Here is a 26033-nt window from a genome sequence, read left to right as displayed (position 1 = left end):
ATAGAGGGAGATATTAATAATGGCAAAACGAAAATTAGAAGCTACTGATTTATTTAAAATACAATCAATCACCAATCCAGTAATTTCACCGGACGGGAATGAGGCAGTTTTCATCCGTACGGAAATGCACAAAAAGGATAACAAGTACTATGCTTACTTATATCATGTGAAGATCGGAACGAGTGAGGTAACACAATGGACTCATGCAAAAGAAAAAGTATCCTCTCCGAAATGGTCTGCAGATGGTAAACAATTAGCATTTATATCGAATCGTGACGATAAAAACCAAATTTACATAATGTCGGCTAAAGGTGGAGAAGCAAAACAGCTGACGAAATTTGAAAAAGGTGTTTCGAGCTTTATATGGTCTCCTTGTAGTAAAAAGATTTGGTTCACTGCATCTCTAAAAGATGGGAGAAGCTGGACAGACGAAGCTGAAGAGAAAGAAGACAAACTACCAGAAGCTTACGTGGTAGATAATATGAAGTACCATAATGATGGTGTAGGATTATTACCAAAAGATACTTACCGACAAATAGGGTCTATCGTAATAGCATCAGGGGAAATTACAGCCTTCACCGAAGGTACATTTAATCATAGTCTACAAGCAATTTCTCATGATGGAAAAAAACTAGTAATGGGTGTTAATCGTGATGAAAATCAAGATTTTTCATTCCATGAACCTATGTTATTAATCGATATAGAAACGAAGAAGGAATCAGTAATCATTGAAGAAGACGGACACTTTGGAGGAGCTACATTTTCATCGGATGACCAATATATCGCTTTTGGTGGAATGCTTCACACATTTAAAAATGCAACGCATGCAGAAGTATATGTATATGAAGTGAGTACTGGAAAACTCCAAATACTAACAGAAGGGATAGACGCGCCAGTAGGTGACTATGCAGGGGCGGATATTCAACAAGGAGGAAATGCACCTGATGTTGTTTGGACTAACCAGAATCACCTATATTTCCAGTTATCCACAATGGGAGACGTTCGTCTGTATTTTGCATCTTTGGATGGTGAAATTTACCCGGCTTCTCCAGAAAACGAGCATGTATATGGATACGATATCGCTAGAAATGGAACTTATGCTCTGGCGACAATAAGTAATACAATATTTCCCGGGGAATTATTTAAACTAAATTTGGCGACTGGTGAAAGAATTACAATCACTAACTTTAACGAAGAGTTGATAAACGAGGTAGAGCTTGTCGAACCAGAAGCCATTGTGTATAAGGGTCTTAACGATTGGGATGTACATGGTTGGCTTATGAAGCCAGCGGGCTATCAAGAAGGACAGAAGTATCCCCTTGTTGTGGAAATTCACGGTGGACCTCATACGATGTATGCAAATACGTTTTTCCATGAGCTTCAACTAATAGCAGCCCAAGGGTATGGAGTATTATATGTAAATCCACGTGGAAGTCACTCATATAGTCAACATTTCGTCGACGCGGTTCGTGGGGACTACGGTGGTGGCGACTATGAAGATATCATGGCTGGAGTAGACTATGTGTTGAAGGAAAACAACTGGGTTGATGAAAACCGTTTAGGTGTAACTGGTGGGAGCTATGGTGGATTTATGACTAACTGGATCGTCGGTCATACAAATCGTTTTAAAGCAGCTGTTACGCAGCGTTCGATTTCTAATTGGATTAGTTTTTATGGAGTTTCTGATATTGGATACTATTTCACACCATGGCAAATTGGCACTGATATGACAGATATCGATAAACTATGGGATGCTTCTCCACTTAAATATGCAGCTAATGTAGAGACACCTTTATTGATCTTGCATAGTGAAAATGACTATCGCTGTCCTATCGAACAAGGACAACAGCTATATATTACGCTAAAAGCTATGGGGAAAGAGACAAGTTTCGTTCGTTTCCCTCAATCTGATCATAATTTATCTCGAGTAGGGTTCCCAAATCTAAGACAAACACGACTAGACCAAATCACAAGCTGGTTTGCAAAATATCTTTGAAAATAGAGAAAACCCCTTCATTTCTGATATTGAAATGAAGGGGTTTTGTTGAATCGGAAACTTATTATCTTTTGTGAAATCCTTTTTTGTAATAGACAAAGACTAACCCTATTATCCATATAGGACCTACGATTAGGGCAATACGTGTATCGGGGAAATAAGCCATGAGGCCAAGAACCAATACTAAGAAAGCTAATGCTAAATAAGAACCTACTGGGTAGAACAAAGCTTTATAGGAAAGCCTTGATACTTCCCCTTTTGTAAGTGTTTTGCGGAATTTCAATTGGGATAATAATATAATTCCCCATGTCCAAACGGCTCCGAAAGTCGAAATACTCGTTACCCAAATGAATACTTTTTCAGGAACTAAGTAGTTTAATACAACGCCGACTAATAACAAGAAGGCAGAAAAGATAATAGCCTTGGAAGGTACTCCCGTTCTACTAATGCTAGCGAATGAATTAGGAGCTTGTTTCTGCTCAGCCAAATTAAATAACATACGTCCTGTGCTGAAAATACCACTATTACAACTAGATAATGCTGCTGTAAGCACAACAAAGTTTATAATACCTGCTGCTGGACCAATTCCAATTTTCTCGAACATTAAAACGAAAGGACTTCCATTGGCTCCTATTTCATTCCATGGATAAATGGACATGATTACAAACAATGCCCCGACATAGAAAAGCAAAATACGCCAAAACACCGTGTCGATTGCTTTTGGAATAACCGTTTTAGGGTTTTTGGCTTCCCCTGCAGTTACACCAATCATTTCGACACCCAAATAAGCAAACATGACCATCTGTAAGGACATAAATATGCCAGTAACTCCATTTGGCGCAAATCCGCCGTTCGACCATAAATTACTTATGCCGACAGCAACTCCGCCATTACCAAGACCAAAGAGAATGACACCTAGCCCAACAAAAATCATCGCTAATATGGCAATAATTTTAATAAGTGCAAACCAAAACTCAAATTCCCCATAAGCTTTTACAGCAATTAAGTTAACCAATGTCATAATAACTAATGCCGCTAATGCCCAAATCCAAGGGGCTGTGTCTGGATACCACATTTTCATATATACTCCAACAGCAGTAATCTCTGCCATACAAGTAACTACCCATAAAAACCAATAATTCCATCCAGTTATGTATCCTGCAAGAGGGCCAAGATAATCCTTTGCATACCGACTAAATGAACCTGAAACTGGATTATGTACGGCCATTTCACCCAGTGCACGCATAATAATGAAAATGGCTATTCCTCCGACAATATAGGAAATCAGAATAGCAGGTCCTGCCAGCTGTATGGCTGTAGCTGAACCTAAAAATAGACCAACTCCGATTGCTGCTCCTAATGACATCAAGGTGATATGTCGCTGTTCTAATCCTCGCTGTAACTGCTGATTTCCACCCAAGCTATGTCACTCCTTATAAATTTAATACTCTGCAAGATAAAACTCTATCACAATAATATACGTATTGGGAACAGTCTATCATACTTATATTGTGATAAAATTATGAATACAAAGCATGATAGATTGGAGTTAAAAGATGAAAGTTGTATCGATTCGTCCTATTATCGAAAAAGAGCTTGTTCGACTGTGGGAATTAAGTGCAAAGGAAAGTGCTCCCGAATGGAAAAAATGGGATGCACCTTATTATCCCCATATTCCTTCAACTTTAGAACAATTTTTAGAAAAGAAAGATCAACTCGCCAACCAAGAAGATATGTGGGGGATTTATGTAGATGGAGAATTAGTCGGCTCGCTCTGTTACTACTGGGAGCATGAAGAATCCCTTTGGCTAGAAATGGGGATTGTCATTTATGAACCCCAATTTTGGAGTGGGGGAATAGGTACAGAGGCACTCCGAATGTGGATTAATCATTTATTTAAAGAACTACCACTTGTTCGTGTTGGCTATACAACCTGGTCAGGCAATGAACGGATGATTAAAGTCGGTGAAAAGTTAGGAATGACAATGGAAGCAAGACTTCGAAAATGTCGATTCTTTAACGGTGTATATTATGACTCTATTCGAATGGGTTTATTAAGAGAAGAATGGGAAGAGCTTGAATGACTCCATTTTTGCAATTAAAGAAGAAGCATTGGGATGCATAATTACTACAATTGAAAGATTGGAGATAGTGAATGGAGCCAATAGTGATTGAAGAAACGCCGTCTATAGTTACAGTTAAATATGATTCAACGCCATACGAATTACCAGAACAAATGAGGGAAAAACATGAACACTTCTGGAATGAACAATTAAAGATAAATCCACATTTTCGTAATGGAGAAGTCTTTACCATTCAAAAAATTTGTAGAAATTCAGAGGAACTTCAAATTACTGTAGCAAAAACAGACTACAAGCATTATTTATATACGATTCGTCATGAAGAAAAAGTATTTCCGTGCAAAGTTATTTTTACTTGTGTGGCTGTTATTACAAAAGACAATTACATTGCATTTGGGAAAATGAACAAACATACTTCCACACCAGGTCGTTTACAATTTACAGGTGGAGGTTTAGACGAGTCGGATTTAAAAGGTGAGTTATTTAATTTGGAGAAAAGTATCGAAAAAGAATTGATTGAAGAAATGGGTTTATCTATTAACCCCTCCTATACAAAATCTTTTAGACCAATGTTTGTTAAGCACGGAGGATTAAATGATTTTTGGGCTGTTGTTTTCGAGCTGAATGTGACTTTTACATCGAATGAATTACAAGTTATATTAGAAAAACACAATATGAGTATAATAGGAAAAGGCGAACAACCAGAATTTGCTGAGTTCCTCTTAGTCGCATTAGATAAAGAAAGTGTGCATTCCTTTATACAAAATGATCTTTCTTTAAAAGAGGAATACTTAGAGCCAATTTTGGAGAAGTATATTGATCAAATGACTTAAGAATGACAAAATGCTGCAAGGGTTTGCTCCAGGCAGCATTTTCTATTGATCTAATATCCATTTGACTGCTTCCAGTAAATTCTCGGCAATATAATCGGGTTCTACATCTTTCCATTCGACTCGATACTGTGATAAGGAGCCTTTTCCCCAACCAGTAAGCACTAATATTTTCAGCGCTCCAACAGCTTGAGCAGCTAGCATATCAGTACCACCGACATCCCCAATAACTACACAATTTTTAAGATTGAGATTGTATATGCTAGCAGCCTCAAGTAACATGCCAGGATTTGGCTTACGACATACACAGGAATCGAGAAGGCTATGTGGACAAATGAACCCATCATCAAAACCATAGGACAGAAATTCTTTTTGAAATTCCACTATGGATGCCTCTCCTCGACTCACTCGATGTTGGTTGGTGAATCCAAATATTTTAATTCCTTGGGATTGTAGTAACTGAATCGCTGTTCTACTAAACTCATAAGGAACAAAGTCATTTGGATGTATAAAATGACCTGTGCCACCAATTGTCCCATCACGATCTATAAAAACTGCTTCTAATTTCCTTATCAATTTATCCATTGCTCCATTAGTGCAATCTCTCTTTCACCAGAATTCATTTTAATTCGTCGTCCAATAGGCATTGTTAACATCGGGTGGGTATGGCAGCAGTCGAAGTCAGTAAGAATTGGAATTGTTGGAACTCCCATAATTTCTACTAAAATATCAGCCGGCATTCTCCCGGTTCCTTGATCATCAAATAATTCATGTTTTCCTAATATAATTCCAGAAACTCTATCAAATACACCATTTAACTTTAATAGGTTGAAGTTTTTTTCCACAACAGCTGCAGATTTCATCGTGTCTTCTATTAACAAGATATCTCCATCTTTTATTAAAGGCATAAACGGGCTTCCCCAAATACCACACATAGCATTCAAATTCCCACCTATTAATCTACCTTCAGCAGTTCCCTCATTTACGCAAGTCCATTCATTCGGTCTTAGTTGTTTGTCACAGGTTTTAAATTCCCAATTGAGTGGCTCATCTGTCCAATAAGGGGGGAGTGGAATATTGAAAGGAATTTGTTGCTCGTTTATTAAAATATCCTTGAAATAATCATATGTATAATTTACGTAGGGTTCAAACTCTCCAAATGACGGCACTAATGCTGGGCCATAAAATGTTGGTATTCCAGTTTGAGCATAAATTGCGAGTAAAATTGCGGTAGCATCGGAGTAGCCAATCATGATCTTAGGGTTTCTTTTAAAAGCTTCATAATCAATATATGGCAAAATAGCGTTAGAGTTTGTCCCACCAATGGTAGACATAATACAGCGGATTTCAGGATTACGAATAAGCTCGTTTAACTCCTGAGCACGTTCTTGAATATTTCCAGAGCGGTAAAAGTCTTGTTTCCCAGTTAAATTTCCCTCTATAATTTCAAATCCCTTTGCTTCTAAAAAAGTTCTAGCTCTTTCAAAGCGCTGGGGAGAAGAATGCGTAATCGGTGATGAAGGTGAATAAATTCCAATTTTGTCGCCTTTTTGTAACCTATTTAAACCTTTCATAGGGAGAATCATTCCTTTCAATAAACAATCGTAATGAGAGAATAAAATTACTAAAGATTTGACCATGAAGTTAAAATAATAAGTTGAATATTCTCTATTTAACATAACCTAAATATTATATAATTGGAACTACTTATATTAAATGAGTAATACATAGTAGAGAGGAGATAGATTAATGTATAAAGAAGAAATTGAGTTTACTAGTAAAGAAGAATTTTATATAAGTACGGATAAAAAATTATTGGATAAGGATGTTATCTATAAATTTCTTAGTCAAGAATCCTATTGGTTAGAAGGTACTTCAAGAGAATTAGTTGAAGCATCGATTGAGAATTCCATTCTTTGCTATGGGATTTATGAGGGGGATCCAACTAAGGGCAATCCAAAACAAATAGGTTTTGCTCGTGTTGTATCAGATCTTGTCCGATATTCTTGGTTGGGCGATGTTTTCGTACTTCCCGAGTATAGAGGAAAGGGACTTAGTAAATGGCTAATGACAATTATTACTGAAAATCCGAAATTGAAAGGCACTAATTTTCATTTGGCGACAAGAGATGCTCATACCCTGTACGAACAATTCGGTTTTAAGTCTGCGGAGAAAAGCGAAGTTAGTATGACCAGACCCCTTGATTGGGACGCTATTAATGCAATTTACAAAAAAGAAACGGTTTGAATCATTTTTGTATATCTTGTGACCTTTCCAAAAGAATACGTTTTCACTTATAGCTTTGGTTAGGAACTTTACATGGGCTTCTTATATAATGAGGGTAGAATTATGTAAGAAAGGATTCGCTCTATTATGCAATTAACTATTACATTTGTTGTTTTAGCGATCAGTATCGTTTTGTTTATAAGCAATCGAGTGCGTGCAGACCTTGTCGCGATTCTTGCACTTTTAGCTTTCGTTATTTCAGGTGTGTTAGAGCCTACTGAGGCGCTTGCAGGGTTTTCTAATTCTGTCGTTATTATGATTGCAGGGCTATTTGTTGTGGGAGCTGGAATTGTTCGGACAGGTCTGGCACAGTCTGCCGGGAATTTATTGTTGAAATGGTCGGGGAAAAGCGAGAGGAAATTATTCGTTTTATTACTTATTATTACAGGCAGTGTTGGCTCATTTATGAGTAATACGGGGGTAGTTGCTTTAATGCTACCGATAGTAATTAGCATTGCCATCAGTATTAATAGCAGCCCGTCTAAGTATTTAATCCCCCTATCTTATATTAGTAGCTTGTCAGGGCTGATGACACTAATTGCCACACCGGCCAATCTAATTGTCAGCCAGGTCCTTGTAGATAATGGATTTGAAAAACTAGGTTTTTTTGAAATTACCCCACTTGGCTTTATTGGAATCACTACTGGTATCTTATATTTTCTTGTTGCTCGAAAATATGTGTTGCCGAATGATAAAAGAAAAAATAATGCCGGAGAAGGGCATAAATTATCTCCACAGCAACTGGCAGCAGATTATGAGTTAGGTGGTAACTTGCATCGTATTCGAGTGGTAGAGGGTTCTTCGATTATTGGAAAACAACTCGCGGAGTTAAAGCTTCCTGCAAAATATCATCTTGCTATTTTGAAAATTGACCGTAAGTCGATGGAAGGCATGAATATCCTACCTATCCGTTATCAGGAAATGGCTGGTCCTATGAGTGTGATTGAAGGCAAGGATATTTTATATGTTCAAGGTCCACTAGAAAATACTTTGCAATTTGTGAGAGATTTTCACTTAGAGGTTGATGAAGCAACGAATGCAGAGGAACTCGTTTCTAAACAATTGGGTATAGCAGAGGTACTATTAACTCCACATTCCAATTTGATAAACGAAACGGTTGGAAGTATTAGTTTCCGAGAAAAATATAACTTAAATATACTAGGCATTAATCGCAAAGGAGAATATGTATTAACCGAAATGGCGGAAGTACGATTGCGATTCGGGGATGCGTTGTTGGTCCAAGGAGCTTGGGAAGAGATTGAGCTTTTGTCTAGAGCTGTAAAAGATGTTGTGATTATTGGGCAACCTAAAGAGCATGCAAGTATGGCTGCTGCTAGTGGGAAAGCGCCAATTGCTGGAGCAATTATGCTATTGATGATTGGGTTAATGGTTTTGGAAGTGTTTCCTGCAGTCATTTCTGTTCTTTTAGCCGCTACTTTAATGGTCATGACTGGGTGTCTGCGTAATATGGATGATGCGTATGGCAAGATGAACTGGGAAAGTATTATTTTAATCGCCGCCATGCTTCCAATGGCAACTGCCCTTGAAAAAACGGGTGGTATGGTAATTCTTTCTGAAGGGATAGTTAATCTTCTTGGTGGGTTCGGTGCAATGGGAGTGTTAGCTGGTATTTACTTTGTGACGATGGTATTTGGTCAATTTATTAGTAATACTGCGACTGCCGTTTTGTTTGCCCCAATAGCAATGACTGCAGCCATTAGTTTAGATGCAAATCCGTATACATTTTTAATCGCTATAGCTGTATCTTCAAGTATGGCTTTTGCGACTCCTGTAGCGTCTCCTACTAATGCATTAGTAATGACAGCAGGAGGATATAAATTCTTTGACTTTATCAAGGCAGGAATACCCTTACAAATAATTATGTTCATCATTATGATGATTGCAATTCCAATATTTTTCCCATTGTAATTTAAAAGAGTTTCTCTTCCAAAGAGAGCTCTTTTTTTGTTTGACAATTTGTTGGAATATGATATAACTAATATTGTTAAGCCTAAAACAAAGTATGCAAGTAGGAATAATATGATTCAAAAAGGGGTTAAAAAATGGGCAGAGAATTTGTCGATATTTTTGATGGTTGGGCAGACTCTTATGATGCGTCCGTTTCGGGTAAAGATCCGGAGTATCGAGATGTATTCGAAGGCTATGAAACTATTTTAAGTGAGGTAGCTAACCGTGTTTCTGGTACTATTATTGAATTTGGAACAGGAACTGGGAATTTAACTGCCAAGTTATTAGAAGCAGGTTTTTCAGTTATTGGTATCGAACCTAATACTAAGATGCTTGAAGTAACCGCTAAACGTTTTCCTTCTATTAACTTAATTGATGGAGATTTACTTGAATTTGATGTACAAAATGAAAATATAGATGCATTTGTAAGCACTTATGTGTTTCATCACTTAACGGATGATGAAAAAGGAATAGCACTGAAAAAATATGCTAACCTACTTTCGAAAAATGGAAAGGTCGTTTTTGCAGATACTGTTTTTCTTACAGAGGAAGCCAAACAAGCACAAATTGCTAAGGAAAGAAATCGTGGATTCTTAAATGTAGTAGAAGATCTGGAACGAGAATATTATACAACGATTCCTAAACTAAAAGAATTGTTCACAGAAGCAGGTTTTCAAGTAGAATTCGTGAAAATGAATGATTATGTTTGGTTAATGGACGCAACCATAAAATAAGGAGCGATAACGATGAAAAAAATGAATGTAGAAAGCTTTAACTTAGATCACACAAAAGTAGCGGCACCATTTGTACGCCTTGCAGGTACAAAAGTAGGGAACAGTGGCGATGTAATATTAAAATATGACATCCGTTTTAAACAGCCAAATAAAGAGCATATGGAAATGCCTGGTCTACACTCTTTAGAGCATTTAATGGCAGAAAATATTCGCAATCATACTGATCAAGTAGTGGATTTGAGTCCTATGGGCTGTCAAACTGGTTTCTACCTATCTGTTATCAATCATGATAACTTTGAGGAAATTCTGGAAATCTTAGAAAAAACATTACAAGATGTTTTACAAGCAACAGAGGTTCCAGCTTGCAATGAAGTCCAATGTGGTTGGGCTGCAAGTCATAGCTTGGAAGGTGCGAAAGAAATAGCTTCTGACATGCTAGCTAAAAAAGATGAATGGCGTCAAATTTATAAAGAGGAAGCATAATGAACATTTTTAGTAGTGTACAAGATTTAATAGGCAACACACCCGTAGTAGAGATAAAACATATTCCTATTCCTAATAATTGCCGTATTTTCGCAAAGCTTGAATATTTTAATCCTGGTGGCAGTGTAAAGGATCGACTAGGCTTGTCTTTGATTGAAGATGCTGAGAGGTCTGGGAAACTTCTACCAGGCGGTACCATTATTGAACCTACTGCAGGTAATACTGGTATAGGAGTTGCTTTAGCTGCAATTGGTAAAGGATATAAAGTTATTTTTGTTGTTCCACAAAAATTTAGTGTTGAAAAGCAAACATTAATGCGTGCATTAGGGGCGGAGATAGTAAACACAGATACAGCTTTAGGCATGCAGGGGGCGATTAAAAAAGCTGTAGAACTAGTGGCTACAACACCAAATGCTTTCTCTCCTTCTCAATTTTCTAACCCTGCAAATCCAGCTACGTATACAAAGACAATCGGACCTGAATTATGGCGAGATTTAGATGGTGAAATTGACGTCTTTGTTGCAGGTGCAGGATCAGGTGGAACATTTATGGGTACTTCAATCTATTTGAAAAAACAAAAAGAATCGATTAAAACAGTTATTGTAGAACCGGTCGGATCCATATTAAATGGTGGTGAATCTGGTTCTCATGTGACAGAAGGAATCGGTATGGAGTTTCTACCGGACTTCATGGATACTTCCTATTTTAATGCAATCCATACTGTTACAGATGAGGATGCATTTCAACAATTACGATCACTTTCAAAAAAAGAAGGCTTACTAGTTGGAAGCTCATCTGGAGCTGCTTTTCATGCAGCATTGAAGGAAGCAGAAGTAGCGAAAGAGGGAAGTCATATTGTAACGATTTTCCCAGATTCGAGCGAACGATATTTAAGCCAGAACGTTTATGAACTTTTCAAGGAGGAATAAGGATGCGCGCTAAAACGAAGTTAATACATGCAGGAATTGTTGGGGACGAGGCAACTGGAGCAGTATCGACACCTATTTATCAAGTAAGTACGTATAAACAAGAGGCAGTAGGCAAATTCAAAGGCTATGAATATTCACGTACTGGCAATCCGACGCGCCATGCTTTGGAAGTATTAATCAGCGAGCTAGAAGGAGGGGTTGCAGGGTTTGCTTTCGCATCTGGAATGGCAGCAACAAGCTCTGTTATGATGCTTTTTAGTAAAGGTGACCATGTTATTTTAACGGATGATGTATACGGTGGAACTTTCCGCGTAATTTCTAAAGTATTGAATCGCTTTGGCATTGAAGCGACATTCGTAGATACTGGAGACTTATCGAATGTTGAAGCGGCTATCCATGAAAATACAAAAGCAATTTTCTTAGAAACCCCTACAAATCCATTGTTGAAAATTACCGATATTGAAGCAATTTCCAAGTTTGCGAAAGAAAAAGGATTACTAACTATTGTAGATAATACGTTCATGACGCCATATTTCCAACAACCGATATCACTTGGTGCGGACATTGTCGTGCATAGTGCGACTAAATATTTGGGTGGACATAGTGATGTTGTGGCAGGTCTTGTTGTTGTAAACTCGGATCAGCTAGCAACCGACTTACACTTTGTTCAAAACTCTGTAGGAGCAGTTCTTGGGCCGCAGGATTCTTGGTTGCTTATGCGTGGTATTAAAACACTGGGTATTCGGATGGAAGAGCATAATGTAAATGCTCAACGAATTGCAGAGTTCTTAAATAATCATGAAGCTGTTTCTAACGTTTTTTATCCTGGTCTAGCTACTCATCCAGGACATAACTTGATGAAGAAACAGTCTACAGGATTTGGCGGAATGATTTCCTTCGATGTTGGAAGTGGGGAGAAAGCAGATGAGCTTTTAGCGAAGCTTCGCTACTTTACACTTGCAGAGAGTTTAGGTGCGGTGGAGAGTTTAATCTCAGTTCCTGCGCGAATGACTCATGCATCGATCCCAAGTGAGCGTCGGGCTGAGCTTGGTATTACAGAGGGGCTTGTCCGAATTTCAGTAGGAATTGAAGATGTGGAAGATTTATTAGAGGATTTAACACAAGCACTCGCATAATGTTGGATTAAGCATATCCCTTTGACAGAGGGGGTGTGCTTTTTTGTTGCTTATATATCATTTAGTTGGAATATGAACAGGTTTAGTTGGAATTTCAATATATTTAAGAAAGAGAGGCTGTAACCTCTCTTCATTATTACCAAAAAAATGCGGAAGCTAGTACGATGCCGGTAATCGCACCTAGTGCAATACCGTAGCCAAAGTCCGATCCGTATCCTCCAAAGCCGAAAAATCCAAGTCCGTAACCACCAAGATTTTCATCAGGACGAAGCCATACCATATTTCTATTAACTCTTGTAACCTCTCCACGATGTACTCGCCCTTGGTTATCTACAATTCTTACTCGTTTTCCCTGATAGCTACAACAGAGATTATACATATCATTTTGATTCATCTATAGTCCTCCTCTCCCTAAAACTACATACAAGTATGTTCTGTTAGTTTATGTTGGTCCTGTGGACTTGCTAGAGACACTTGTCTATACACGGTAACTAAAATAAATTAAAAACATATGCTATAAGACAAAAAGGAGAGGGTTCATGTCGGTCAAAGAAACGAGAAATTTACTCTTTACATTTGCTGAAAAATGCGAAGAACAGCATGGGAGAGGGGTTGAGACTTTACAGCGAGAGATTATATGCGATTCAGTTATGAAGTTTTTCCCAGAGGTAAATTCGGAGGTCATACAATACGAACTTTTAAAAAACGGTTTATTTGAACCGACTGAATGGAAGTCTTTAAAGAAAACCGTGCGAAAATTAGAACTCAATCATGTTTGGGATATTGTGAAACAAGAATATAAATATTTGCGAGAATTATGGGGAGGTCCAAAGGTTTCTATTTATATTTATCCGATAAAAAGTGCACAGTGGAGAAAGGATTTTCCCCGTAAAAACGGGATCGCTTATCGAAATGTACTTTTTCTTTTCGTCTCTCCTGAGCTTAACAAAGAAGAGATTAAAGCATTAGTAGCCCATGAGTATAATCATGTATGTAGATTAAAATTTTTAAGTTCTCCGTCTTCAGCCATCTCCTTAGCAGATTCAGTGATTATTGAGGGGCTAGGCGAGTTTGCGGTAAAACAGTTGTACGGAAAAAAGTGGATAGCTCCTTGGACGAATATGTATCGCTTGGAAGAGGCGAAAGAAGTGTGGAAAAGGCATTTTGTACCTGGCTTGCACATAAAGGGGATTAAAAATCACCAGCTTTACTTATTTGGTCAAAATAAGACGCCGTTTCCGAAGTGGATTGGCTATCATATTGGCTATCAAATTGTGTATACGTACAATAAAAAGCATGGGCCTTTTGTTATGAAGGAATTGCTGCTTAAGACATCTGATGAAATTATAGCAGGCTCTAATTTTGCTATATAAACTGGAATACTTTCCTATACAAAAAGCGTCATCTCTGACTTTCAAGAGATGACGCTTTTTTGGAAGGAATTCATTTTTATCTAATATTGTAGCAGCTCAGAGGATTCACCATTACTCAAATCAATAGTTTCAATAAATCTTTCAACTGTAGTTGTTAAATACGTATTGGAACGTCTGATAAATACGGTTTTAATTTCACTGTATTTCGTAGGCAATAAATGACAGTGAATCAGTCCACGGGCCTCTAAATGTGACACTGCTGACCTTGGGATAAAAGTGATGCCTAAGCCAGCGACAACACTGCTTAAAATCGTTTCTAACGTTCCAAACTCCATTACTTTTTTAGGAACTATATTTTCATCTTTATACCAAGCTTCTAATCTCGCTCTGTATCCACAGCCTTTGCTAAAACATAAAAAGGGTTCATTTTTCAGTTGTTCTAGAGTTGTAGTATTTATATTCGATATTAATACTAGTTCTTCTTGAAAAACATCATGGGAGACAAGCTCTGGATGGGGAGTAGTTTCTGTAACAAAAGCTCCGTCTAATCGATGATTCAATACTTCCTCCTGCAGTTTTTCTGTGACACCTGAGAAGAGAGAAAGGTCTACCTCTTTATACTTTTTAGTAAATGCAGATAAAATAGTTGGTAGTTTTATAACAGTTTCGACTGTTCCAATTTCTAATTTTCCCGATGGGTGTTCTTTATTTTGCACTACCTTTTTCATTTCGTTGGTTAATGATAAAATTTGCTCGCAATATACTAATAGCTTTTTTCCTTCAGGTGTTAAATTCATCCCTCTATTATGGCGGTTAAATAATGGTGTATTTAGCTCTACTTCTAATTTTTTAATACGTGCTGTAATGTTGGATTGAACATAACTCAGTTCTTTTGCGACTGCTGTAACTGTTCCTTTTTGAGCAACAAGTTGAAATATTTCTAAGTCTTTTAACTCCACCTTGCATTCACTCCTTTGTAAAATTACATGATATCACAATAAATGATACATAACATCAAAAATAATCATTTTACATGATAGGTAATCATGACGTTTAATAGATAAGGGAATACGAGAAGGAGAATAAATTTTATGAAAAATAATATTTTTTTAGGTGCCTTATTATGTTTTATCGCAAGTGTGTCATGGGGAGCAATGTTTCCGGTAGCGCATCATGCTTTTACTTATATTGATCCATTTTACTTTACTATTTTCCGCTACGGAGCAGTCTCCATAATTTTAGTTTTACTTTTACTATGGAAGGAAGGACCAAAGGCGTTTCGATTGGAGGGAAAGGGAAGGTTATTATGGTTTTTTGGGACAATGGCTTTTACTGTCTATAACTTACTTATTTTCTGGGGTGAAGACTTACTAGGAGAACCAGGTGTTATGGTTGCTTCTATTATGGAATCGTTAATGCCCATGATTTCAATTATAATCGTTTGGCTATTTTATAGACGCCGTCCTTATTCATTTACAATTTTATGTGTGGTGGTTTCTTTTGTGGGAGCAATACTTGTTATTACTAAAGGTGATATCACTTCCTTTTTGACTGCTACCAATAATATAATTCCATCTATATTGATTTTCATCGCGGTTATTGGCTGGGTTATTTATACAATGGGTGGAGACAAGTTTAGAGGCTGGTCTGTGCTTCGTTATTCGACATTAAGCTGTTTACTAGGTACGATTTCTGCAGTTGTCATTGTAGCAATAGCAACGATGGTAGGATACGTCTCTGTGCCGACATTTGGTACTATTCAAACAGTTAGTCCACATCTGCTATTTATGATTGTCTTTCCTGGAGTTATTGCTTTAGTTGGATGGAATATTGGTGTTAGTATTCTTTCGCCTTTAAATGCTTTGTTGTTTATTAACTTTGTTCCTGTTACGACACTTGTTATTTCAAGTGTTCAAGGTAACCATATCTCTTCCTTTGAAATTATAGGAGTAGGTTTTATCATTCTGGCTCTTCTTGCTAATAATATTTTTGTCCGGTTAATTCAAAAGAAAGAGACAAGTCAACAACTAAATCAAAGTTTACAAGAGAGTATTTCCTAGTTATAAAGCGACTTTCACTACAATGAAAATATTGTAGAAGAAGGCGCTTTTTTTGTGAATATTTACGCTATACTAGTTTTAGTATAATAAGGTTGGTGGGAATAATGTTTAAATATATGGGAGAATTATTATTAGTACTTACCGCTATTATTTGGGGTAGTGGATTTGTAGCAAGTGCAGTAGCTTTGGAACATTATACGCCGTATCAGATTTTAGCTGGCAGGTTTTTAATCGGAGCGGTTATATTAAGTCTTATATTTTTCAAAAAGTTTAATAAGCTAAACAAAAGTACGCTTATTAAAGGAGCGCTATTAGGGATATTTTTATATATTGCTTTTGCACTTCAAACAGTGGGACTCCAATTTACAACACCATCCAAAAACGCTTTTTTAACAGCCGTGAATGTTGTTATCGTTCCATTTATAGGATTTCTTTTATATAAAAGAAAAATAGATATGTACGAACTAACTGGTGCTATTCTCGCTGTTGTTGGTATTGCTGTCCTATCTTTAAAATTATCTTCGGACATCAATGTGGGAGATGTATTGACCTTAGGTTGTGCGGTAGGATTTGCTTTTCATATTTTTTACACGGCTAAGTTTGTTAAGACGGAAGATCCTGTTGTGCTTACGATTGTCCAAATGGTTACTGCAGCAGTTATTGGTTGTATCGTCATACTATTTAGAGGAGAAACGAGTTTTTCCGTCGAATCTGAAGGTGTGCTGAATCTGTTATACTTAGGAATTTTTTCTACAACGATTGCTTTTCTCATGCAAACAGTGGCTCAAAAATATATTACAGAAACAAAGGCAGCCATTATATTAGCTACTGAATCGTTTTGGGGCATGGTCTTTTCCATTATCATTTTGAGTGAAATCATGACAGGAAGAATGATTATTGGAGCATTTCTCATTTTGTTAGCTATTCTAATTTCCGAAACAAAAATGGGATTTTTGAAAAAGGATAAAATGAAAACAGTCGGCTGATTTTACAGTTTGTGGTATAGAATCTCGCTGGAGCTTTTTGTGAAGGTATGTAGTTTTACAACGATTCACAAGATAGTATTATTTTGACTCCAGCGGCCACACTGTATCGAAGACGTATTTCTTCATTCATGGGAGATGAATCATACTCGGGTTCCTGCTGCATTAAGAGGTGCTTATTATTGTTCCACTAAGGATGCATTAGTTGTTAAAAGCGTCTGTCTTTACTCATTAAATCTTCCCATGATTATGGTATTATAATAATTCCCATCTGATAGTAGCTTATCCTTCTTCAATACTCCTTCTTCTTCAAAACCATATTTTTTATAAAGCATGATGGCTTTTTGATTAGTTTCCAGTACGTTCAAAGTAATTTTCTTAATTTCGTTTGTATCAGCGAACTTAATTGTTTCTTTTAACAAGTTTGTACCAATGCCGTATCCCCAGAAATTCTTAAGTACACAAACGCCAAATGCAACTTTATGAGACATTCTTTTCAACTGACTTCCTTCACACCTTGAAAAGCCAACAACCTTACCGTTTGCTTCGCAAACTAAAAATAGATTATAAGGACTTTTGGTGTCTTCAATGATTAGTTGTTTAAAACTAGCTTCATCTATGTATGCTTCGCCCATTTCTCTATCCATATTTTCTGTTTCGCCATCTATCTGCAACCTCACTTCAGCTAAAGTTTTCGCATCCTCCTCTTTTGCAGACCTTATTACATAACTCAAATTTCGTATATTAAATTTTATTGGATTTCCTCTAATTACAAACATCTCCTTTCTGCAACTTTCTGCAGTTTAGTTTAAGCGAACACTTTCACGTATTTTAATATTTCAATTTCTCTTCATGTATGAATCGTTATTTCTGGTAAAAGATAAGAACGAATCTTAGTTGTTTTCGATATGTTATCCCATATCGTCGCTATCATTCGTAGAACTAATGAAGGAGGAGTTAATCAGTGGGATTTATACATCGGCTTGCTTTAGCCCTCGTTATAATTGGTGCAATTAACTGGGGATTGATCGGCTTTTTCGAATTCGATTTAGTTGCTTCTATTTTTGGAGGTCAGACTGCAGCTTTTTCTAGAGTGATCTATGCATTAGTAGGAATAAGCGGCTTAATCTGCATTCCACTTTTATTTAGAACGTCTGAGGAAGAAGAATTCGGAACAAGCAGACAAAGTTCTCGAAACCTTCAATATGGAACTGAATTCGGGGAGGAACCAGAATTCACGGATATAAATGAAGCAGCTTCAAAAGAGAATGAGAAAAATAAATAACTAAGAAAGGATAGATAACTGCACCTTCAAGCAGATTATCTATCCTTTTTTAATAAGCATTTATTGATGCAGAAACTTATTTCCCCTTAAAAACCGGCTTTCTTTTTTCTCCGAAGGCTTGTAATGCTTCTAATCGATCTTCTGTAGGTATTGTAATTTCATATGCTTTTCTTTCAATACTTAAGCCAGTTTGTAGATCAACATTCATCCCGTGTTTTACAGCGAATTTAGCTTGCTGCAAAGCAATAGGTCCATTTGCAAGCATTAGTTTTGCAAATGCCTCTGTTTCTTCTTGGAGAGCTTCTCGAGTTGTTACCTTTGTGACTAATCCATAGGACATCGCTTCATCTGCTTTTAGTCTTCTAGCAGTTAATATCAATTCTAATGCTTTAGATTCTCCTATAAGTCTTGGCAGACGTTGAGTTCCACCAGCTCCTGGGATTATTGCTAAACTTGTCTCCGTCAAGCCAAGTAGAATATCATCTGAAGCAATTCTAAAATCACAGGCAAGCGCCAATTCTGTTCCGCCACCAAAAGCATAGCCATTTAGCATAGCTATAGTGGGTTGAGGAAGGTTTTCAATCGCTGTAAATACTTCGCCAATTTTATATATATTCCGTTTAACTTGTTGATCAGTTAATGTTTTTCTTTCCTTTAAGTCTGCACCAACACTAAATGATTTTTCTCCTGCACCCGTGAAAATAACAACACGAATATCAGGGTTAATACGTATAGATTCTGTAATATCTCCGAGTTTACGTAGCATTTCATAGTTAAATGCATTTAATGCGTCTGGTCTGTTTAGCGTGACATATGCTATATTCCCCTGTTGTGTATAACGAATAGATTCCATTATTATTTCTCCCCTTTCGATGTTCTTCCCCATTACCAAACATATCATGTTCCAAGTTTTCTGTCATCCGCAGGTAATAATTAGAAAATACATCGATTTCCTTGGAAATATTTGCTACAATAGACATATTGAATATTTAGGATTTGAGGAGTTTGTATGGATGTTTTTGTGGCAAGACAACCAATCTTTACAAAAAATGAGCATATTTTTGCCTTTGAATTATTGTATCGTAATAGTGGTACGAATGTATTTCCTATTACAGACGGAGATTTTGCGACTTTAGAGGTATTAACTCATTCATTTTTAACGATTGGTATAAACAACCTTGTTGGAGAAAAATTATGCTTTATTAACTTTACAGAAAACTTATTAGATAATACAGTATTTGACAAGATTCCACCTAAACGTGTTGTTGTGGAAGTTCTAGAGGATATTTCGATTACGCCGACTTTAATTGAAAAGCTTAAATATATTAAAAAACTCGGATTTTTAATTGCATTGGATGATTTTATATTACATGAAAATATAAATTTATATGATGAATTATTTAGTTTAGTTAATTTTATAAAAGTAGATTTCATGTTGAGTAAACCTTCTGAAAGACAAGTAATTGAAAAAATTGTGAAGAACAATTATCCTCATATTGTTCTGTTAGCTGAAAAAGTAGAAACGCGTGAAGAATTTTATCAGGCAAAAGAAGCTGGATACGGGTTATTCCAAGGGTACTTTTTTGCTAAACCTGAAATTATTAAAGGAACAGATGTACCAGCTAATATGGCACAGTATTTTCGTATTATTAGCTTACTTAGTGACCCAGTTTCTTCTATTGAACAAATAGCAGAGGAAATAGAGCGTGATGTGTCGCTTTCCTTTAAAGTTTTGAAAATTATTAACTCCCCAACCTCCAGAAAAAGATCTAAGATTCGTTCCATTAAACAAGCTGTAGTGATGTTGGGCTTAGAAGAATTGAATCATTGGTTATATGTATTAATGTTAAGAGAGTCGACCGTAAATTCAAATGGCGATGGCATGGCTCTAATTGAAGCATCCTTATTCCGTGCGAAGTTTTGTGAGCTGTTAGCCAAAAATCATTCATTACGAAACTCTTCTGAATATTTTCTTGTAGGAATGTTTTCTTTAATAGATACATTATTGCATCAAAAGATGACTCTTTTGCTTCAAGAACTGCCTCTCACAGATGAGGTAATAGAGACGCTAGCAGGAAAAAGTACCGATATGACTCCTTATTTAGAACTTGCCGTAGCATGCGACGAAGTTAGATGGAATGCTATGATTGCAGGTGCTGGAGCTATGGGTATTGATCATATTACATTAAACAAATATTATTTAGAAGCCCGTAGGTGGGCTATGGATATAGTAGCTTAAGAACAACTGCCATTTTAGAGATGGCAGTTGTTCTTTTTAGTGATTGTTTTTTCTAATGTTTCATTTATATACCAATAACTCGTTTGTTGCTTTTTCCGATAAAAGTAGTACAATTAAAAATAAGAACGTACGTTCCTAAAAGGAGAAGGAGGAGTAGTTATGCCATTAATACCGGAAGAGGCAATTCCATATCTTGAAAACATGATTTATCTTCCAATGGTCTTGACTATTTTAGAAAAAGATCGGACTATTTTTGAAAATGCTCCATTTAAATTGAAGCGTCCGTATATCGTTTTAGTAGAAGAAGCAGGAAAGCAAGTACAAAAAGAGTTAAAACAGACGCATATGTACATGAAGCGTCACAGTATGAAAGTTCTTCGGGGAGAAGGAGATGATATGTTCACAGAGTATGTATTTTTTCATGGTGGCTATGAAGAACATCGTCGTTACTTAAATGTTCGTCTCCGCAATAGAGTTGAAGAACTACTATCTATATATTTGGCAGTAGTAGAAAAACTTCGTTAGTACTGTGTGTCTTTTTGAATTCGTGGAGTTTGCGTGGTGTAACCAGTGTTTATTAAATAGCTCATCCGTTTCAGTAAATGCATATTTAGTATATTAGCAAATCCGACCTGTCTACTTATTGTTTGTGGAGAAGAAGGAACAATTATTTTTTGGCCATTTGTTAAAACAACGACACAACCTTCCTCAGACGGATAAAATCCTGCTATTGCCTTCAAAGAGAACCACACATTTAAATCAGATTTTGGCGAGAGTATTGGTAAGAAAATACATGGATTTCCGAAGTCATGCGCTATAAGAATTGGTAACTTTAAATAATTTCCAATCGCATCTCTCGATAATCGTACTGTATGCTGAAACGAAGAGCCATAAAAAGAACAAGAGTGACGAACAATATCAAAAGGCTTTTTACCTATAATATGGGATTCACCTGAAAAGTTAGTTACTTTCGTAAATATCATATTATTCACTATAAAAGGTTGAAGTACAGCGGTTTCAAATGAAATAAAATAAGATTTTTCTTCTGCTTTATTCGACATAAAAATCCACCCCTTTGTATTATATACCTCAATTATAGTTAATATTGGAAGTAAAGCAAGTATATATACCGAAATTTCGGAATATTACATATTAACTATGTAATCTTAATTTTCTAAAAATGATTGCAAGTAGCTCGTTGCTTTTATATAATAGAAAAAAGACATCGGGGTGATGGAGATGGACAAACAATATTCATATGCAGATTTCTTGAAAGCAATGGGCCAGGCAGGGAAGGAAAGCTCTGCTGAAAATTTGTTAAACGAAATATATCTTGATATGTTTTTGAACATAATCCACCGGGAACAAAGTAGTAAACGTCTCTTAACATTAATAGATGAGGCATTGGATCAGAAAGACATGGCAGCATTTATGGATTATACAACTGCACTTCATCAACTAAACAGTCCTAAATAATCAAATCTAACGTAAAAAACCACTTCTATTGAAGTGGTTTTTTTATATCGCAAAATTCTATTTCTTTTGACAAAATAGTACGTTAAGCTAAGAGAAGTTGAAAGATTTACCACTATAAGTGTTAAAGAAGGAGGATGCAATAAATGAAACGTTGTTTGCTGACAGCATTATTTTTACTATTAATTCTACCAACTATTGTCCAAGCAGAAGACAGATGGGATATTAAAACCCTTGATACCTATCAAGTACTAACGGATGCCTCCATTGATTCTTCTATATTATTAGATGGTACAAAAGCTGATGTGTACGAAACAACAGGTTTACAGGAAGGATATTATAAAATTGATTTTAATGGAGTACAAGGATTTATCCATAGTAGTCAAGCAAGCACTTTGTTTGAACAAGAGCGAATGAGTTTTAAAGTAGTGGAGGATCAAATCCCATACTATATTATGACAAAAGGAAAGCTAGTGCAAAAAGGAATTCTGTTAAAAGAAGCTGTTTTAACTCGTACTAAAACTGCTTCTGTCTATCATTTAGTAGAAGTGGGTAAAGAAGTATACTATATTCCACTGGCAGGTACGATTCCTACGACGACGGAACCTATAATAGATACTAGCAAAAAAGCGAAATATCCAATGAAATTATATAATCGTGATGAGGTACCTATTTACAATAAACAATTAATCCAAATAGCAACTCTTTCCGCCAATCAATCAGTGGATTTAATAGCATTAGAAAAGAGTAAAGGTGTTATTTATTTTCTTGGACAAGAGGCAAGGATAAATATGAATGATTTTGTCCATATGGATTTATTGCAACCGAAAAAAGTTTTAACTTATGAAGAAATGACTTATTTACTTCAAGTAGTTGCAACATTATATCCAGAGTTTACAAAGCTCGAGCAAATAGGTAAATCTGTAGAAGGTACCCCTATGTATGCGATGAAAATAGGAAACGGCAAAAAGGAAGTTCTACTAGATGGTTCTTTACATGCTCGCGAGCATATGACGACAAACGTTGTAGTTGAAATGATTGACACATATAGCATTCATTACAAAAACAAATCTGTTTATGGTGGATATAATGTTCGTGAGACATTGGATCAAACTGCTATTTGGTTTATCCCCATGATGAATCCTGATGGTGTAAAACTTGTTCAATCCGGACCAAAATCGTTAAAAAATGGGGCACTTGCTACAAAGATAAATGGAAGTACTAATTTTAATAGGTGGAAATCCAATATTCGTGGAGTAGATTTAAATGATAACTTTGCGTCTGGTTGGGATAAGATTACCGGCGGTCATAAGAAACCTGCATATATGGCATATAAAGGACCTAGTGCTTTTAGTGAACCAGAGTCACAAGCATTTCGAGATTTCGTCAAAAAACACAAATTTAAAACGTATATTTCTTACCATTCTTCAGGTCAAATTATGTACTGGTTTAACTATCAAAAGCAAGCAGAATCCAAGCGAGATCAAGCATTGGCAAAAACATTATCAAAGCTCACTGGCTACAAAGTAATGCCTCCTCAATATTTGCCCGGTTCAGGGGCATCTGCTGATTGGTTTATCCAACAAACGAAAATGCCAGGTATCACATTAGAAATTTCTCCGTATGTAGGAGATATTCCTGTGCCTTTATCGAAGTGGGATGCTATCTGGAGGCAGAACAACAAAGTAGGCTTATATTTAGCGCAAGAAGCATCTAAAAGATAATAATGAAATTAACAAAAGCATTTTTATAAACGGTTAGGAATAGTAATAAATGTTCCGAAGGATGTTTATTTGTCCTATTAAAAGTAAGATATTGAATACTCTATTGGAACTGTTTATAAGGGAAGGTCCACCACGAAGACTTCAGTGGGAATAGCTTGAGCTGAAGACCCCGCAGGAAAGACATTGCTCGAACTTTGTTTGACCAATGTCTTTGCGACGAGTAACCGCAGGAGCATATGTTTTCGTAGTGACGAGGAGGCTGAAGCCAAGCCCACGGAAAGCGAAGTGGTGGGCCTTGCCGAGTTTAATATTAAACTCTATATACCTAAAATTGAGTTTGTCACAGTCTGAAGCCACTGAAAACAGTGGCTTTTATGATAGATAAAAAACGTATGTTCGTTTTATTAGGAAACAAAAAAAGAGTATGTTAAACTGAAATTATTCAAAAAATGGGAGGCTTATGTATGGAACAAATATTCGAATTACAAGCTCCGTATGAGCCAGCGGGAGATCAAATCGAAGCGATAAAAGAACTAGTTGCGGGTGTTAAAGAAGGAAAAAGATATCAAACCTTACTAGGTGCGACAGGTACTGGTAAAACATATACTATTTCAAATGTTATCCAACAGATAAACAAACCAACGCTAGTGATGGCACATAACAAAACATTAGCAGGTCAATTATATAACGAATTTAAAGAGTTTTTTCCTAACAATGCGGTTGAGTACTTTGTAAGTTACTATGATTATTTTCAACCAGAAGCGTATGTTCCTTCAACCGATACATTTATAGAAAAAGACTCCAGTGTCAATGAGGAAATAGATAAGCTTCGCCATTCTGCAACCTCTTCTTTATTCGAAAGAAAAGACGTTATTATTATTGCGTCTGTATCCTGTATTTACGGATTAGGGAATCCAGAAGAATATAATGAAATGGTCGTATCGCTAAGAACGGGAATGGAAATTGAACGCAATCAGTTATTACGTAAACTCGTCGACATTCAATATGAACGAAACGATTTAAACTTCGTACGTGGAAAATTTCGTGTTCGCGGTGATGTAGTAGAAATTTTCCCCGCTTCACGTGATGAAAGATGTCTTCGTGTAGAATTTTTCGGAGATGAGATTGATCGGATTCGTGAAGTTAACGCGCTTACGGGAGAAATTTTAGGAGAACGAGATCATGTTGCTATCTTTCCTGCATCCCATTTCGTTACTCGGGAAGAAAAGATGAAGCTAGCGATAGCTAATATTGAAAAAGAATTGGAAGAACAGCTGGCTTACTTACGCAGCGAGGATAAGCTGTTAGAAGCACAACGATTAGAGCAGCGTACAAGATATGATTTAGAAATGATGGAAGAAATGGGCTTTTGTTCAGGCATAGAAAACTACTCCCGCCATTTAACTTTAAGAGAGGCTGGAGCAGTTCCATATACATTACTAGATTATTTTCCAAAAGACTTTTTACTCGTAGTAGATGAAAGTCACGTTTCATTACCTCAAGTAAGAGGAATGTATAATGGTGACCAAGCTAGAAAATCTGTGCTTGTAAATTACGGTTTTCGATTGCCATCTGCACTAGACAACAGACCTTTAACTTTTAATGAATATGAAAAACATATAAACCAAGCTATATTTGTTTCGGCAACACCAGGTCCTTATGAGTTGGAGCATACACCAGAAATGGTAGAGCAAATTATCCGACCAACTGGACTTTTAGATCCTGTCATAACTGTCAAGCCTATTGAAGGACAAATAGATGATTTGATCAATGAAATTCATGAGAGATCTGCCAAAAATGAGCGAGTAATAATCACCACACTAACTAAAAAAATGTCAGAGGATTTAACCGATTACTTAAAAGAAATAGGAATTAAGGTTCAGTACTTACATTCGGAAGTAAAAACTCTAGAACGCACAGAAATTATTCGACAGCTCCGTCTAGGTACGTACGATGTAATAATAGGGATTAACTTATTACGAGAAGGTATAGATATACCGGAAGTTTCTTTAGTAGCTATATTAGATGCGGATAAAGAAGGATTTTTACGTTCTGAACGTTCTTTAATACAAACAATTGGTCGTGCCGCCCGTAACTCAAATGGGGAAGTAATTATGTATGCGGACAAAATGACGGACTCCATGCGAAAAGCGATTGATGAAACGCAACGTCGCCGGACAATTCAAATGGAGTATAACGAAAAACATGGTATTACACCAATAACAATTAAAAAGAAAATAAACGATGTTATCCGTGCAACAAAAGTTGCGGAAGAGGAAGAAACATATGCTCAACGATTAATGAGTGGAAAACCACTATCGAAAGAAGAAAAAGCAACACTTCTAAACAAATTAGAGAAAGAAATGAAAGATGCAGCTAAAGCACTTAATTTTGAACGAGCTGCAGAATTACGGGATGCTATTTTGGAACTGAAGCTGGAAGGGTGATATGTA

26 protein-coding genes are annotated in these 26033 nt (G+C 36.5%); 18 read left to right on the top strand and 8 right to left on the bottom strand.

Annotated features, from left to right (window positions below; all coding sequences use genetic code 11):
• Nucleotides 1-19 precede the first annotated feature (19 nt).
• On the top strand, nucleotides 20-1996 hold the full coding sequence (locus tag MHI40_RS14515) for a S9 family peptidase (RefSeq protein ID WP_340763237.1): 1977 nt from the start codon (nucleotides 20-22) through the stop codon (nucleotides 1994-1996).
• 64 nt (nucleotides 1997-2060) lie between these two features.
• Here the strand turns inward: MHI40_RS14515 and MHI40_RS14510 are convergent, their stop codons facing one another.
• Nucleotides 2061-3416 (bottom strand): amino acid permease, encoded by a 1356-nt coding sequence (locus MHI40_RS14510; RefSeq protein ID WP_093537621.1) that lies wholly within the window; start codon nucleotides 3414-3416, stop codon nucleotides 2061-2063.
• A 136-nt stretch (nucleotides 3417-3552) separates the two neighbouring features.
• Here MHI40_RS14510 and MHI40_RS14505 point away from each other — a divergent pair, with 136 nt between their 5' ends.
• Nucleotides 3553-4080, top strand: coding sequence for a GNAT family N-acetyltransferase (locus MHI40_RS14505; RefSeq protein ID WP_093537622.1), 528 nt, complete (start codon nucleotides 3553-3555; stop codon nucleotides 4078-4080).
• 71 nt (nucleotides 4081-4151) lie between these two features.
• Nucleotides 4152-4910 (top strand): hypothetical protein, encoded by a 759-nt coding sequence (locus tag MHI40_RS14500; RefSeq protein ID WP_340763236.1) that lies wholly within the window; start codon nucleotides 4152-4154, stop codon nucleotides 4908-4910.
• Nucleotides 4911-4952: 42 nt separating this feature from the next.
• Here the strand turns inward: MHI40_RS14500 and MHI40_RS14495 are convergent, their stop codons facing one another.
• Nucleotides 4953-5492 carry an HAD-IIIA family hydrolase gene (locus MHI40_RS14495; RefSeq protein WP_340763235.1) on the bottom strand — a complete coding sequence of 180 codons (540 nt, stop codon included), beginning with the start codon at nucleotides 5490-5492 and terminating at the stop codon, nucleotides 4953-4955.
• Nucleotides 5480-6481, bottom strand: coding sequence for a S66 family peptidase (locus MHI40_RS14490; protein ID WP_340763234.1), 1002 nt, complete (start codon nucleotides 6479-6481; stop codon nucleotides 5480-5482). Before MHI40_RS14490 ends, MHI40_RS14495 begins: the two co-directional genes overlap by 13 nt.
• Before the next feature lie 175 nt (nucleotides 6482-6656).
• Here MHI40_RS14490 and MHI40_RS14485 point away from each other — a divergent pair, with 175 nt between their 5' ends.
• From MHI40_RS14485 to MHI40_RS14460, 6 genes are all read left to right on the top strand, one after another.
• Nucleotides 6657-7154 (top strand): GNAT family N-acetyltransferase, encoded by a 498-nt coding sequence (locus tag MHI40_RS14485; protein WP_093537625.1) that lies wholly within the window; start codon nucleotides 6657-6659, stop codon nucleotides 7152-7154.
• A gap of 126 nt (nucleotides 7155-7280) precedes the next feature.
• Entirely contained in the window at nucleotides 7281-9122 is a 1842-nt protein-coding gene (locus MHI40_RS14480; protein WP_340763233.1) for an SLC13 family permease, read from the top strand.
• Nucleotides 9123-9256: 134 nt separating this feature from the next.
• Complete coding sequence (locus tag MHI40_RS14475) at nucleotides 9257-9895, top strand: class I SAM-dependent DNA methyltransferase (protein ID WP_340763232.1); 639 nt, start codon at nucleotides 9257-9259, stop codon at nucleotides 9893-9895.
• Between the two features lie 12 nt (nucleotides 9896-9907).
• Nucleotides 9908-10378 carry an S-ribosylhomocysteine lyase gene (locus tag MHI40_RS14470; protein WP_093537628.1) on the top strand — a complete coding sequence of 157 codons (471 nt, stop codon included), beginning with the start codon at nucleotides 9908-9910 and terminating at the stop codon, nucleotides 10376-10378.
• Complete coding sequence (locus tag MHI40_RS14465; protein ID WP_340763231.1) at nucleotides 10378-11307, top strand: PLP-dependent cysteine synthase family protein; 930 nt, start codon at nucleotides 10378-10380, stop codon at nucleotides 11305-11307. Before MHI40_RS14470 ends, MHI40_RS14465 begins: the two co-directional genes overlap by 1 nt.
• A gap of 2 nt (nucleotides 11308-11309) precedes the next feature.
• On the top strand, nucleotides 11310-12443 hold the full coding sequence (locus MHI40_RS14460) for a bifunctional cystathionine gamma-lyase/homocysteine desulfhydrase (protein ID WP_340763230.1): 1134 nt from the start codon (nucleotides 11310-11312) through the stop codon (nucleotides 12441-12443).
• A 136-nt stretch (nucleotides 12444-12579) separates the two neighbouring features.
• On the opposite strand, the gene MHI40_RS14455 is transcribed toward MHI40_RS14460, so the two are convergent.
• Entirely contained in the window at nucleotides 12580-12837 is a 258-nt protein-coding gene (locus MHI40_RS14455; protein ID WP_340763229.1) for a hypothetical protein, read from the bottom strand.
• Between the two features lie 145 nt (nucleotides 12838-12982).
• Between MHI40_RS14455 and MHI40_RS14450 the strand changes: the two genes are divergently transcribed.
• On the top strand, nucleotides 12983-13816 hold the full coding sequence (locus MHI40_RS14450) for a DUF2268 domain-containing protein (protein ID WP_340763228.1): 834 nt from the start codon (nucleotides 12983-12985) through the stop codon (nucleotides 13814-13816).
• A gap of 80 nt (nucleotides 13817-13896) precedes the next feature.
• Here MHI40_RS14450 and MHI40_RS14445 read toward each other — a convergent pair whose 3' ends face one another.
• Complete coding sequence (locus MHI40_RS14445) at nucleotides 13897-14775, bottom strand: LysR family transcriptional regulator (RefSeq protein WP_340763227.1); 879 nt, start codon at nucleotides 14773-14775, stop codon at nucleotides 13897-13899.
• Nucleotides 14776-14907: 132 nt separating this feature from the next.
• Here MHI40_RS14445 and MHI40_RS14440 point away from each other — a divergent pair, with 132 nt between their 5' ends.
• Both MHI40_RS14440 and MHI40_RS14435 read left to right on the top strand, forming a co-directional pair.
• Nucleotides 14908-15876: a DMT family transporter gene (locus MHI40_RS14440; RefSeq protein WP_340763225.1), complete on the top strand. Its 969-nt coding sequence runs from the start codon at nucleotides 14908-14910 to the stop codon at nucleotides 15874-15876.
• Nucleotides 15877-15980: 104 nt separating this feature from the next.
• Entirely contained in the window at nucleotides 15981-16862 is an 882-nt protein-coding gene (locus tag MHI40_RS14435) for a DMT family transporter (RefSeq protein ID WP_340763223.1), read from the top strand.
• A gap of 221 nt (nucleotides 16863-17083) precedes the next feature.
• On the opposite strand, the gene MHI40_RS14430 is transcribed toward MHI40_RS14435, so the two are convergent.
• Nucleotides 17084-17638: a GNAT family N-acetyltransferase gene (locus MHI40_RS14430; protein WP_340763222.1), complete on the bottom strand. Its 555-nt coding sequence runs from the start codon at nucleotides 17636-17638 to the stop codon at nucleotides 17084-17086.
• Between the two features lie 185 nt (nucleotides 17639-17823).
• Here MHI40_RS14430 and MHI40_RS14425 point away from each other — a divergent pair, with 185 nt between their 5' ends.
• Nucleotides 17824-18144: a DUF378 domain-containing protein gene (locus tag MHI40_RS14425; protein WP_093537638.1), complete on the top strand. Its 321-nt coding sequence runs from the start codon at nucleotides 17824-17826 to the stop codon at nucleotides 18142-18144.
• Between the two features lie 76 nt (nucleotides 18145-18220).
• Here the strand turns inward: MHI40_RS14425 and MHI40_RS14420 are convergent, their stop codons facing one another.
• The gene (locus MHI40_RS14420) at nucleotides 18221-18997 is read right to left on the bottom strand and encodes an enoyl-CoA hydratase-related protein (RefSeq protein ID WP_340763220.1); all 777 of its coding nucleotides are present in this window, start codon (nucleotides 18995-18997) and stop codon (nucleotides 18221-18223) included.
• A gap of 156 nt (nucleotides 18998-19153) precedes the next feature.
• On the opposite strand from MHI40_RS14420, the gene MHI40_RS14415 reads away from it, so the two are divergent.
• A complete protein-coding gene (locus MHI40_RS14415; protein ID WP_340763219.1) occupies nucleotides 19154-20383 on the top strand; it encodes an EAL and HDOD domain-containing protein in 1230 nt (409 codons plus the stop codon).
• 159 nt (nucleotides 20384-20542) lie between these two features.
• The gene (locus MHI40_RS14410) at nucleotides 20543-20908 is read left to right on the top strand and encodes a hypothetical protein (RefSeq protein WP_093537641.1); all 366 of its coding nucleotides are present in this window, start codon (nucleotides 20543-20545) and stop codon (nucleotides 20906-20908) included.
• On the opposite strand, the gene MHI40_RS14405 is transcribed toward MHI40_RS14410, so the two are convergent.
• Nucleotides 20905-21444 (bottom strand): competence protein ComK, encoded by a 540-nt coding sequence (locus tag MHI40_RS14405; RefSeq protein ID WP_175496285.1) that lies wholly within the window; start codon nucleotides 21442-21444, stop codon nucleotides 20905-20907. The genes MHI40_RS14410 and MHI40_RS14405 overlap by 4 nt on opposite strands.
• A gap of 178 nt (nucleotides 21445-21622) precedes the next feature.
• On the opposite strand from MHI40_RS14405, the gene MHI40_RS14400 reads away from it, so the two are divergent.
• From MHI40_RS14400 to uvrB, 3 genes are all read left to right on the top strand, one after another.
• A complete protein-coding gene (locus tag MHI40_RS14400) occupies nucleotides 21623-21859 on the top strand; it encodes an IDEAL domain-containing protein (RefSeq protein ID WP_093537643.1) in 237 nt (78 codons plus the stop codon).
• A gap of 143 nt (nucleotides 21860-22002) precedes the next feature.
• On the top strand, nucleotides 22003-23580 hold the full coding sequence (locus MHI40_RS14395) for a M14 family zinc carboxypeptidase (protein ID WP_340763218.1): 1578 nt from the start codon (nucleotides 22003-22005) through the stop codon (nucleotides 23578-23580).
• 464 nt (nucleotides 23581-24044) lie between these two features.
• Complete coding sequence (gene uvrB, locus MHI40_RS14390) at nucleotides 24045-26027, top strand: excinuclease ABC subunit UvrB (protein WP_093537645.1); 1983 nt, start codon at nucleotides 24045-24047, stop codon at nucleotides 26025-26027.
• Nucleotides 26028-26033: the final 6 nt, after the last annotated feature.

The organism is Psychrobacillus sp. FSL H8-0510 (assembly GCF_038008345.1).
Classification (GTDB): domain Bacteria; phylum Bacillota; class Bacilli; order Bacillales_A; family Planococcaceae; genus Psychrobacillus; species Psychrobacillus psychrotolerans.
The sequence above is the reverse complement of the archived record's forward strand: the minus strand, read 5'-3'. Positions and strand labels throughout refer to the sequence as shown.